General features: G+C 69.0%; 11 protein-coding genes and 2 pseudogenes. 6 read left to right on the forward strand and 7 right to left on the reverse strand.

The features are described from left to right. Positions 1 to 316, forward strand: a pseudogene (locus A9W96_RS02810) (TetR/AcrR family transcriptional regulator); the annotation flags it as partial. Between the two features lie 104 nt (positions 317 to 420). Beyond that, complete coding sequence (locus A9W96_RS02815; RefSeq protein WP_369829220.1) at positions 421 to 897, forward strand: nuclear transport factor 2 family protein; 477 nt, start codon at positions 421 to 423, stop codon at positions 895 to 897. 1 nt (position 898) lies between these two features. On the opposite strand, the gene A9W96_RS02820 is transcribed toward A9W96_RS02815, so the two are convergent. Together A9W96_RS02820 and A9W96_RS02825 are read right to left on the reverse strand one after the other, a co-directional pair. Next, positions 899 to 1,558 carry a L,D-transpeptidase gene (locus A9W96_RS02820; protein ID WP_067137837.1) on the reverse strand — a complete coding sequence of 220 codons (660 nt, stop codon included), beginning with the start codon at positions 1,556 to 1,558 and terminating at the stop codon, positions 899 to 901. Positions 1,559 to 1,657: 99 nt separating this feature from the next. Further along, entirely contained in the window at positions 1,658 to 2,335 is a 678-nt protein-coding gene (locus tag A9W96_RS02825; protein ID WP_067137822.1) for a phosphatase PAP2 family protein, read from the reverse strand. A 56-nt stretch (positions 2,336 to 2,391) separates the two neighbouring features. Between A9W96_RS02825 and A9W96_RS02830 the strand changes: the two genes are divergently transcribed. Further along, positions 2,392 to 2,874, forward strand: a complete 483-nt coding sequence (locus tag A9W96_RS02830) for a hypothetical protein (protein WP_067021385.1) — start codon at positions 2,392 to 2,394, stop codon at positions 2,872 to 2,874. On the opposite strand, the gene A9W96_RS02835 is transcribed toward A9W96_RS02830, so the two are convergent. Next, positions 2,858 to 3,142 (reverse strand): hypothetical protein, encoded by a 285-nt coding sequence (locus tag A9W96_RS02835; RefSeq protein ID WP_067137825.1) that lies wholly within the window; start codon positions 3,140 to 3,142, stop codon positions 2,858 to 2,860. The two genes, A9W96_RS02830 and A9W96_RS02835, sit on opposite strands and share 17 nt — an antisense overlap. A gap of 75 nt (positions 3,143 to 3,217) precedes the next feature. Between A9W96_RS02835 and bluB the strand changes: the two genes are divergently transcribed. After that, complete coding sequence (gene bluB, locus A9W96_RS02840) at positions 3,218 to 3,886, forward strand: 5,6-dimethylbenzimidazole synthase (RefSeq protein ID WP_067137827.1); 669 nt, start codon at positions 3,218 to 3,220, stop codon at positions 3,884 to 3,886. Positions 3,887 to 3,954: 68 nt separating this feature from the next. After that, positions 3,955 to 5,382, forward strand: a complete 1,428-nt coding sequence (locus A9W96_RS02845; protein WP_067137829.1) for a sulfatase — start codon at positions 3,955 to 3,957, stop codon at positions 5,380 to 5,382. 38 nt (positions 5,383 to 5,420) lie between these two features. Here the strand turns inward: A9W96_RS02845 and A9W96_RS02850 are convergent, their stop codons facing one another. Then, on the reverse strand, positions 5,421 to 6,206 hold the full coding sequence (locus A9W96_RS02850; RefSeq protein ID WP_067137832.1) for a trans-aconitate 2-methyltransferase: 786 nt from the start codon (positions 6,204 to 6,206) through the stop codon (positions 5,421 to 5,423). A gap of 165 nt (positions 6,207 to 6,371) precedes the next feature. On the opposite strand from A9W96_RS02850, the gene A9W96_RS02855 reads away from it, so the two are divergent. After that, a complete protein-coding gene (locus A9W96_RS02855) occupies positions 6,372 to 7,571 on the forward strand; it encodes a S9 family peptidase (protein WP_067137834.1) in 1,200 nt (399 codons plus the stop codon). On the opposite strand, the gene eccE is transcribed toward A9W96_RS02855, so the two are convergent. The 3 genes and pseudogenes from eccE to A9W96_RS02870 all read right to left on the reverse strand — a co-directional run. Continuing rightward, a complete protein-coding gene (gene eccE / locus A9W96_RS02860) occupies positions 7,561 to 8,580 on the reverse strand; it encodes a type VII secretion protein EccE (RefSeq protein ID WP_066860092.1) in 1,020 nt (339 codons plus the stop codon). The genes A9W96_RS02855 and eccE overlap by 11 nt on opposite strands. Further along, positions 8,577 to 9,986, reverse strand: a complete 1,410-nt coding sequence (gene mycP, locus A9W96_RS02865) for a type VII secretion-associated serine protease mycosin (RefSeq protein ID WP_067137835.1) — start codon at positions 9,984 to 9,986, stop codon at positions 8,577 to 8,579. Before mycP ends, eccE begins: the two co-directional genes overlap by 4 nt. Further along, positions 9,983 to 10,177, reverse strand: a pseudogene (locus tag A9W96_RS02870) (type VII secretion integral membrane protein EccD); the annotation flags it as partial. The gene mycP and the pseudogene A9W96_RS02870, both read right to left, overlap by 4 nt.

Here is a 10,177-nt window from a genome sequence, read left to right on the forward strand (position 1 = left end):
CGTCGTCGACACGGCCTGGAGCTGTTACAGCAGCCCGACGTCGATGGCCGCCTTCGAGATTCTGCGCGAAACCCGCGGCGGTCCGTCGCGGCGTCACCTGCTGGACATGAATTCCGCGATCGGTCAGCTGGGCCGGCTGATCACCACCGATCCCGCGCATGCCGGTGTGGCCGAGGTCATTTGGGCCACGCTGCGCGGTGTGGTGCTGGCGCAGATGCTCACCGGCGCGACCGTCGACTGGAGCCTGGAGCGACGTGCCCTCGTCGACATGGTGACCGGTTACCTCGCCGAGGGCCAGGGATACCGCGACACGTAAGCCACGCACACGACACGCCGCGCGGACACGCACTGGTTGAAGTCTGGTACCCACCCCGTCCGACCGCCTCATGATTCGCATTTCCCGTGTGCTGCAATGACGGGATGACCCTCGACGATCTGGCCGATATCGAAGCCATCAAGCAAGTCAAATACCGGTATCTGCGCGCGCTGGACACCAAGCACTGGGACGACTTCACCGACACCCTGGCCGAGGACATCAAGGCCGACTACGGCCCGTCGATCGGCAACGAATTGCACTTCACCAACCGCGCCGACCTGGTGGAGTACATGCGGACCTCGCTGCCGGCGAACGTCATCACCGAGCACCGGGTGACGCATCCCGACATTACCGTCGATGGCGACACCGCAACGGGCAGTTGGTATCTGCAGGATCGGGTGATGGTGGCCGATTTCAACTTCATGTTGATCGGGGCGGCCTTCTACCGCGACACCTACCGCCGCACCGATGCCGGCTGGAAGATCAGCGGCACCGGATATGACCGAACCTACGACGCCACAATGTCTTTGGAGGGCCTGAACTTCACGCTCAAGCCCGGCCGCGCCATCGCCGGCGACTGAACTACTTGGTGATGGCGATGACCGCGCCGGGCCGTAGCCATTTCATGATCGACACCAGCTGAGCGTCGTCGACCGCCACGCAGCCCTCGGTGGGTTTCCCGTCGGTGGTGTGGAAGAAGAACGCGGCGCCCCCACCCGGGGTCTTGTTCTTGTTGACGCCCATCACGACCGCGTGCTTGTACTGCGGAATCTGCAAGTTCTCACTGTCGCCGGTGTTGAACGGGCACTGCGCCTTCTGGCACACCTGCATCGAGTTGAACGTCGGGCTGTGGTCGTCGCCGCTCCACCAGTAGTTTCCCCCGGTCACCTGGGTGTAGGGCAGGCCGGTGCCCGGGTTGGGCGCCGTGCCGAACGCGGAGTCGAGGCTGTACACCCCCATCGGGGTGGCCGGAACGCCGCTCTTGGCCTGCGGCGCCATCCCCGCCGAACCGACATGGGTGGGGATGCCGGACCGCAGCGACTGCCAGCCGGTGCCGGTGCGCTGGAAGATCTCCATGGTCGCGTTGGAACCGCCGGTGCTGACCACCGAAACCACCTGCGTCGCATTGCCTACCGCGTTCGCGAACCATGGAGCGCCGGCCGCGGCGCTGACCGGGGCGAGCACCAGGGAGGCGAAAAGTACGCACGTCGCGGCGCATAGCGAAGCGAGCAGTCGGTGCATGCCCTCCATCGTCGAACGGGCACATCTTCAGGGTCAAGTAAAGCTTTAGCCCCGGTTAGGTCACCGCGTCGTGACCAAATGCCCACCGCGACAGTGTCGTTAGCGCACCGCCGCGGCTTCGACCGTCCGCTCCGCGCCGTCCGGTCGACGGGCCGGGGGCCGAAAGACCAAGAGACACACCAGCAAATACAGGTAACCCAGCGACCAACCGGCCAGCACATCGGACGGATAGTGCACGTTCAGCGCCACCCGGGAGGCGCCGACCATCAGCAGCGACACCGCCACCACCGCGACCGCGATGCGGCGGATCAAGCGGGTCATCATGGGAAAGAAGAAGCACAGCACGGCGAGCAGTGCGGCCATCGCCTCCAGCGCGTGCCCGGACGGAAACGAACTGGACGCCGCGGCGACCAGCATCGTCGCCGGACGCGGGCGGTTGACCAGGGCCTTGGCCGCCGCGGTGACGAACTCGTTGAGCGGCCCGCAGGCGAACACCAGCACCAGCGCGGTCCGCGGATTGCGCATCACCAGGGCCAACACCGTCATTGCGATGCCCAGCACGGACATCGGCACCGGGCCCAGGACGTAGGACACGTCTTGCCAAAACCGCAGCCACAGCGGGTGTTTGACCGCGACGTCGCGGGCGGCGTTGAGCAGCGACCAATCCATCGAATGCAGCCAGGCCCAGTGCCGGCAGTAGCCCACCCACAGCAGCGCGTACAGCGTCGCGGCCAATGCTGCGATCCAGATGGCCACCGGCATCCTCGGGCGAGTCATAACCAACCGATACCAGCACCGCCACACGACGGCGCTCGCGCGGTCATACTGTCGATATGGCCGTCTTTGTCCGTAGGTTGTTCGGCATCGGCAAGCTGCCCGACGAGCTACACGCCCAGCTCGAGTCGGAAGGCCTCACCTACCTCGCCGATTACGTCGCCGTGACGAGGCGATTCAGCGGCGCCATCCCGGGTGTGCGGTTGCCGCACAGCGTCGCCAGCTACACGGGTTCGTTGGTCTTCACCTCGGAGCGGGTCCTGGCGACGCTGTCGATGCTGCCCCGGCTGGCCGGCCCGACCGTCAACGTGCGGTGGAACGCGCCGCAGACCGGCGCGGCACGGGTGGAGATCTCCTCGACCGGCCTGCAGGTCGATGTCGACGTCGCCCGGGTCGACGAGAAGTTCAGCGGCGAATTGTCGCTGCACTACAAGGTCGCCATTCCCGACGACGTGCTTGACGGCCTGCCGTTGCGCTCGCTGGCGTTCGACATGCCGCCGGAGTACGTGTTTCGCGCGGTCGGCGTTACCTATAGTCCCTGATCGTGATGCGTGGCCACGGCGGCTGCCGCAGCACCGCCAGGCTGCCGATCACCGCGGCCAGCAGCCCGGTGATCACCCCGATCAGCGCGATCCGCCCCCCGTCCACCGCCGGCGTCCAGGAGGCCTGTCCGTCGCGGATGGCGAACACGCCCAGCGGTTTGGTGACCACGATGACGGTGGTGCCGTCCGGGGTCTGATAGGGCTCACCGTAGCGGCGACCGGCGGCTGCGTCGGCGGCCAGCTGATCGAGCACGTCGGAAGGCTTCACTGTCAACACTCCCCTCGCCGGGATCCACCGGGCCGGTGGTCAGGGCACGCCCCACGCTAACGCGGATTTCCTACGATGGCTGACGTGACCGGTGAGGCATTCAGCCCGCAAGAGCGACGGGCCGTCTATCGCGTCATCGCCGAACGCCGTGACATGCGCCGGTTCGTTCCCGGCGCGACGGTGGACGAGGCCGTGCTGGCGCGGCTGCTGCAGGCCGCGCACGCGGCGCCCAGCGTCGGCCTGATGCAGCCCTGGCGCTTCATCCGGATCACCGACGCCTCGCTGCGGCGGCGCATCCACGCCCTGGTCGACGAGGAACGCCCGCGCACCGCCGCCGCCCTGGGCGAACGCGCCGACGAATTCCTGGCGCTCAAGGTGGAGGGCATCCTCGAGTGCGCCGAGCTGTTCGTGGTGGCCCTGGGCGACGACCGCGACTCGCACGTCTTCGGCCGGCGCACCCTGCCGCAGATGGACCTGGCGTCGGTGTCGTGCGCGATCCAGAACCTGTGGCTGGCGGCCCGCTCCGAGGGCCTGGGCATGGGTTGGGTGTCGTTGTTCGATCCGCAGCGCTTGGGGTCGCTGCTGGACCTGCCGCCCGGCGCCGAACCGGTGGCGATCCTGTGCCTCGGGCCGGTGCCGGAGTTCCCGGATCGTCCGGCGTTGGAACTGGACGGCTGGACCGTCGGGCGCCCGCTGTCGGAGTTTGTCTCCGAAAACCGCTGGGGTCAACCGCCGATGCCCTGACGCGTCGGCACTCAGCAATCGCGCAGGGAAGTTGCGGTAACGTCGCCGGTCGCAAGGCAATGTGAGAGGTGACGCAATTGACGCCGGGCGACATAGCGGACCGACAACAGAACACGGGCTTTCGGGACAACGTGCTGATCGTGCACTGGCACGACCTGGGGCGCTACCTCGGCGCCTACGGCCACGCCGACGTGTCGAGCCCGCGACTGGACCGCCTTGCCGCCGAGGGCATCCTGTTCACCCGCGCGCACGCCACCGCGCCGCTGTGCTCGCCGTCACGCGGATCGCTGTTCACCGGCCGGTACCCGCAGAACAACGGGCTCATCGGGTTGGCCCACCACGGCTGGGAATACCGCGACGGTATCCGGACCCTGCCCCAGATACTGTCCGAATCCGGCTGGTATTCGGCACTTTTCGGCATGCAGCACGAGACCTCCTACCCCAAGAGGTTGGGTTTCGACGAGTTCGACGTGTCGAACTCCTACTGCGACTACGTGGCCGACAGGGCCGACGAGTGGCTGCGGCAAAGTGCCGAAGGCCTTGTCGGCCAACCGTTTCTGTTGACCGCCGGCTTCTTCGAGACGCACCGACCGTATCCACGGGACCGCTACACGCCGGCGGACAGCGACCGGGTGGATCCGCCCGATTACCTGCCCGACACCCCGGAGGTGCGCGGCGACCTCGCCGACTTCTACGGGGCCATCAGCACGGCCGACGCCGCCGTCGGGCGACTGCTGGACGCGCTGGCCGACACCGGCCTGGACGCCACCACCTGGGTGGTGTTCTTCACCGATCACGGCCCGCCGTTCCCCCGGGCGAAATCCACGCTGTATGACGCCGGGACCGGCATCGGCATGATCGTTCGACCGCCCACCCACCGGAAGCTGGCGCCCCGCGTCTACGACGAGCTGTTCAGCGCGGTCGACCTGGTCCCGACGCTGTTGGGGCTGTTGGGAATCGACGCTCCGGTCGACGTTGACGGTGTCTCACATGCGCCCGCCCTGCTGGAGCCGGATCCGCAGACCGCACCGGTGCGCGACCACGTGTACACGATGAAGACCTACCACGACTCGTTCGACCCGATTCGGGCGATTCGCACCAAGGACTACAGCTACATCGAGAACTACGTGCCGCGGCCACTGCTGGATCTGCCGCGTGACATCCAGGAGAGCCCGTCCGGGCAGGCCGTCGCGCCGTTCGTCACCGCGCCGCGGCCCGAGCGTGAACTCTACGATCTGCGCAGCGATCCCACCGAGACCAACAACCTGCTGGCCGGCGACGGCACAGATGCGGACGAGGTGGCTGCCAATCTCGCTGTGCTGCTACATGATTGGCGTCAGAGTACCGGCGACGTCATTCCCTCGGAGTTCGCCGGCACCCGCATCTCGGCGCGCTACACCGAAACGTATGAGCAGATCCACCACGGCAAACCGACCCCGCGTTCCGGCATCGCAGCCGACCGGGGCATCGAAGAAGGCAAGCCCACCCAGCGCTAATTGCGGTCTGACTGATGCAAAGTCGCCGGCGCACCCCGCTAGCCGGCAGAGCGGCTCGAGCCACCCACCTCGGCGACGACGAATACCCGCCGGAACGGGAAGATCGTCGTCCCGTCGGATCGGCGCGGGTAGGCGTCCTGCAGCAGCGGGATCAGCTCCTCGCGGAACTGCTCCCACGTCTCGTCGTCGAGCCGCTCGCGCACCGGAACCAGCGCCGTGCCGGTGATCCATTCCAGCACCGGATGCTCGCCGGTCAGCTGGTGCAGATACGTGGTCTCCCAGACATCGACCTTGCATCCCGCGTCCAGCAGCAGATTGGCGTAGTGGGCCGGCGGCTGGACCACCGCGCCCACCCGAAACGGTATGTCGCGCAACAGCTTCGCGTACGGCTCCCGGCGGGCCAGCGCCCGCACCGCCGCATAGGACGGTGACTCGAAGTTGCCCGGCATCTGGACACCGATCCACGATCCGGATGCCAGCTGCCCCGCCCACCGCAGCAGCAGGTCGGCGTGCTCGGGCACCCAATGCAGGGCCGCGTTGCTCACCACCACGTCGGTGTCGGGTTTGGGCTTCCAGTCGCGCAGGTCGCCGATGGCGGCGTCGATGCCGCGCTCCTTGGCCGCGGCCACCATCTCCGGCGAGCTGTCCATCGCCTCGATCACCGCGTCGGGCCAGCGCCGGGCCAGATACTTCGTCAGGTGACCGGGTCCGCAACCCAGGTCGACGACGCGCCGCGCCCGGTCGGCGCCCACCCGCGACAGCAGGTCATAGAAGGGGCGGCCCCGGTGGTCGGCGAAGGCCAGGTAGACGTCCGGATCCCACATGTCGATCCTCCTGATCCTCGCGCCGCGGCTCGCCGGTCGATAGCAAACCGTACAACTCCCATGGTGCGCCGACGCGGCCCGAATGGTCCCGGGATAACACCGCTGCGACCCAAACCGGTCGAAACGCCCAGGCAAGGCGGGCCCGCCGGGCTACCATCGGCGATCGTGGCGCCCGACTCAGATCCGATCGAACCGCCCGTCCCCGTTCCCGACGTCCCCGGCGCCGATCTACCGGCCGGCGCCGGCGGATTACCCCCCAATTCGGCGTTGTCGCCCCGCCAGCGAATGGTAGTCGAGGCGTCGGCCCTCGGCGATCTGGCCCTGCGCACCTGGGTCGCGTCGCTGCTCACCACCACGGTGGCGCCGTTCGTGGTGGCCGCCACCCTGCGCCAACACGATTCCGCCGCCGAGCGCGGCAACCTCGATTTCTATGCCGAGCTGGCTGCGGCGGGCGATCCGGCGCGGTCCTTTCCCGCCCCCGCCGAGGTGCCCCGGGTGGCGTCGCGACGGGCCAGCCCGCTGGCGGAATGGATCGCCCGCGGCACCGTCGACAACATCGCGTTCCCCAGCAGTTTCACCGCCGTCAACCCCGCCATGCGCGCGCAGTGGGGCGGCTGGCGGTCGAACAATATGGTGCGCGCCCAGCATTGGCGCCACGACGACGGGCCGCGCCCGACCCTGTGCGTCATCCACGGCTTCATGGGATCGTCGTATCTGGCCAACGGGCGGTTCTTTTCGCTGCCCTGGTATTACCGGTCCGGCTACGACGTGCTGATGTACACCTTGCCGTTTCACGGCAAGCGGGCCGAAAAGTTCTCACCCTTCAGCGGTTTCGGCTATTTCGCCGGCGGCCTCAGCGGTTTCGCCGAGGCCATGGCCCAGGCCGTGCACGACTTTCGTTCCATCATCGACTATTTGCGCCACATCGGCGTCGACCGCATCGCGCTGACCGGAATCTCGTTGGGTGGTTACACCTCGGCGCTGGTGGCCTCGGTCGACGACCGGCTCGAGGCGGTCATCCCCAACTGCCCGGTCGTCACGCCGGCGACGTTGTTCGACGAATGGTTCCCGGCCAACAGACTGGTTCGCCTGGGGCTGCGCCTGTCCGACATCAGCCACGACGACTTGGCGGCGGGCTTGGCCTACCACTGCCCGCTCTACTATCGGCCGCTGGTGCCCCGGGACCGCCGGATGATCATCACCGGGCTCGGCGACCGGATGGCGCCGCCCGACCACGCCGTCAAACTATGGCACCACTGGGATCAGTGTGCGCTGCATTGGTTTCCGGGCAGCCACGTGTTGCACGTGAGCCAGCTGGACTACCTGCGCCGGATGACCGCGTTCCTGCAGCAGGTCATGTTCTGACCACCTCGACGGTGTCGGCGTTGTCGCCGATGTCACCCAGCGGGGCGCGGTGGGCTCCGCCCGCGAGGGTGGGCCAGTGCACCTGCGCGAGCAGGTCCGCCGGCGCGGCGGTGTGTCCGTCGAGCCGCCGGGTGGACAGCAGGTCCAGTGCGGTCAACGCGGGCAGGTGATTTCCGCGCTGCGGGGTCAGCCCATCCACCGGTGCCTTGCCGTCCGGGCCGGTCTCGGTCTGGAACGCACAGGCGACCGCCACGGTGGGCCGGGTCTTGTCACCGGCGACCTCCAGCGCGGTGCAGGTCTCGCGCGCGGAATACGACCGGATCGCCGCCAGGGTCTCCGGCAAAGCGTCGTCCACCGAAATCCGGTATGCGGCAAGGTAATCCGAGGCGCCGCGCTGCACTGCCCGCCACCGCTCGCGCGGGTTGTTGGTCAGCAACCGAGGAACGTCGTCGGCCGCGACGGGGGTGGCCTCCCAACCGATCTCCCGAAGATGGTCGGCCAGCCGGCGGGCGGCGACCTGAGCGGTCTCGTGCAGTGGGATTCGCGACGAGCGTGCCTGCAGCGCGGCCAGGTTGTCGCGCGCCGACACGGTGAGCCCGATCCACGTCTCGCGCCGAGATGCGTCGGCGGCGTTGTCGCGGCTGGTGATGCGGATCTTGTCCGCCCGGATGCCGTAGCGGTCCAGGTAGCTCGCGATCAGCGGCAGCGGCAGCGCATCGGAGTCGTCCTCGGGTGCGCCGAGGCGAATGAGGGCGGTCGCCGCCGTGTCGGAAGTGCTCGACGGGACGGCGTTGCCGCGGGCGATCATCGCCAGGCGGCGGCCCACGATGGTGGTGAGATGCAGACCGCCCCACCAGCCGAACAACACGATGACGACGGCGGCGGCGATGCCCAGCAGCCAGTAGTCGCGGGGGGTGCGCCACGGGTAGGCCATGATCGCGGGCACGATGGCCAACAGCGCCAACGTGATTCGGCCGCTGCCGGGAATCGGTATCCGATGCTTGCTCACGGGGTGGGGTCCTTTCGTCGGCGTGCGGCGATTGCGGTGACGGCGCCGGCCACCGCGACCAGCACGGCCAGCGCGACGGTGCCGGCCACCGCGGCGGTCCGCGGTTTGGTGTCCTCGGGCGCGGGTGCCGGCGGCACGGCCACCGGCTTCACCGCCGCCGCGCCGGGCTGCTCACCGGCGGGAAGTTGCCAGGTCAGGGCCGCCACCGGATCCACGCTGCCGGTGCCCACGACGTTGGAGGGGTCGCGGGCGCCGTTGTGCGCGGTCGCGGTGATGCGGCGCAGCACCGCGCTGGCGTTGAGGTCGGGGTATTTGCTGCGGACCAGCGCCGCGACGCCGGCCACGTAGCCGGCCGCGTAACCGGTGCCGCTCAGGGCGGCGAGTTGCTGGTGTTCGTCGGGCAGGCCGTTCGCCAGGCCGCCGCCGTCGGCGTTGCCGATCGACACGATGCGTTCGCCGGGCGCGGCGACGCCCACCCACGGCCCCGCCACGGTGAATTTCGAAGGCTGGCCGTCCGGGGTCAGGGAGGCCACCGACAACACGTAGGGCTGCCACCACGACGGGATGGACACCGACGTGACGCCGGCCCAATTCCGTGGATCGTTCGGGCGGCTCAGGTCGGTGAGCGGATTGGATTCACACGAGGTGCCCCCACCCGCGGCCCCGGTGGGTCCGCTGTTGCCCGCGCCGGCGACGATCACCGCGTCCTTATCCACCGCCGCGTAGCGGACGGCGGCACCGAGGGCGGCCTGGTCGACGGGCCGGTCGACGGGCATGCAGGTGGTCGAGCCGATGTCGATCACCCGGGCGCCGAGGTCGGCGGCGTGCACGATCGCCCGGGCGAGCGTGGACACCTCGGCCGACACCCGCGCCAGCATCGGATCGCCGCCCGGCGTGCGCGGCGAGAACTTGGCCGACGTCGTCCGCAGCGACACCACCCGCGCGGCGGGCGCCACGCCGGAGAAACCGTCGTCGGCCGAGGGCTGGCCGGCGATGATCCCGGCGACCAGCGTCCCGTGGCCGTCGCAGTCGGTCAGGCCGTCGGTCGTCTCGACGAAATCACCGCCCGCTTCGACGTTGGGCAGGCGTGGACCCGGCCGCACCCCGGTGTCGAGCACCGCCACCAGCTGCCCCTCGCCCCGCGAAAACTGCCATGCCGCAGGGAGATTCAGCACCGACTGACTGAGAGTGATGGCAGCCGGATCGCTGCCGGGTACCACTCCGGACGTGCTACAGGGTCCGCGCTGCTCCATCGGCTGCCCGGGCCCCGGCGCCCCGCTGGGCGGCGGGACACCGGGATCGACCGTCGGCGGGCTGATGGCCAACGCCGGCGGACTGGTCCACGTCGCGGCGGCGGGCAGCACCGCCAACGCCGCCGCGAAGCAGGCTGATGCCGGCCGAATCATCGATTGAGCACCCAGCTGAACAGACCGACCACGAACGCCATGACGGGGATCAGCGACGCGTCGAGTCCGGTGGCGACGAATCCCACCAGCCGGCGCACCGGCAGCGAATAGCTTTCCGGCGCAGCGATGCCCGGGTTGAGCGCCACCACGATCCACATCGACACCAGCGCCAGCAGCACCAGCGCGGCGCC

The sequence above is a fragment of the Mycobacterium sp. 1245852.3 genome (assembly GCF_001669335.1).
Taxonomy (GTDB): Bacteria; Actinomycetota; Actinomycetes; order Mycobacteriales; family Mycobacteriaceae; genus Mycobacterium; species Mycobacterium europaeum_A.

Coding starts and splice junctions, on each gene's coding strand:
- A9W96_RS02815 (WP_369829220.1), top strand. CDS start 421: ATGACCCTCGACGATCTGGCCGATATCGAAGCCATCAAGCAAGTCAAA.
- A9W96_RS02820 (WP_067137837.1), bottom strand. CDS start 1,558: ATGCACCGACTGCTCGCTTCGCTATGCGCCGCGACGTGCGTACTTTTC.
- A9W96_RS02825 (WP_067137822.1), bottom strand. CDS start 2,335: ATGACTCGCCCGAGGATGCCGGTGGCCATCTGGATCGCAGCATTGGCC.
- A9W96_RS02830 (WP_067021385.1), top strand. CDS start 2,392: ATGGCCGTCTTTGTCCGTAGGTTGTTCGGCATCGGCAAGCTGCCCGAC.
- bluB (WP_067137827.1), top strand. CDS start 3,218: ATGGCTGACGTGACCGGTGAGGCATTCAGCCCGCAAGAGCGACGGGCC.
- A9W96_RS02850 (WP_067137832.1), bottom strand. CDS start 6,206: ATGTGGGATCCGGACGTCTACCTGGCCTTCGCCGACCACCGGGGCCGC.
- mycP (WP_067137835.1), bottom strand. CDS start 9,986: ATGATTCGGCCGGCATCAGCCTGCTTCGCGGCGGCGTTGGCGGTGCTG.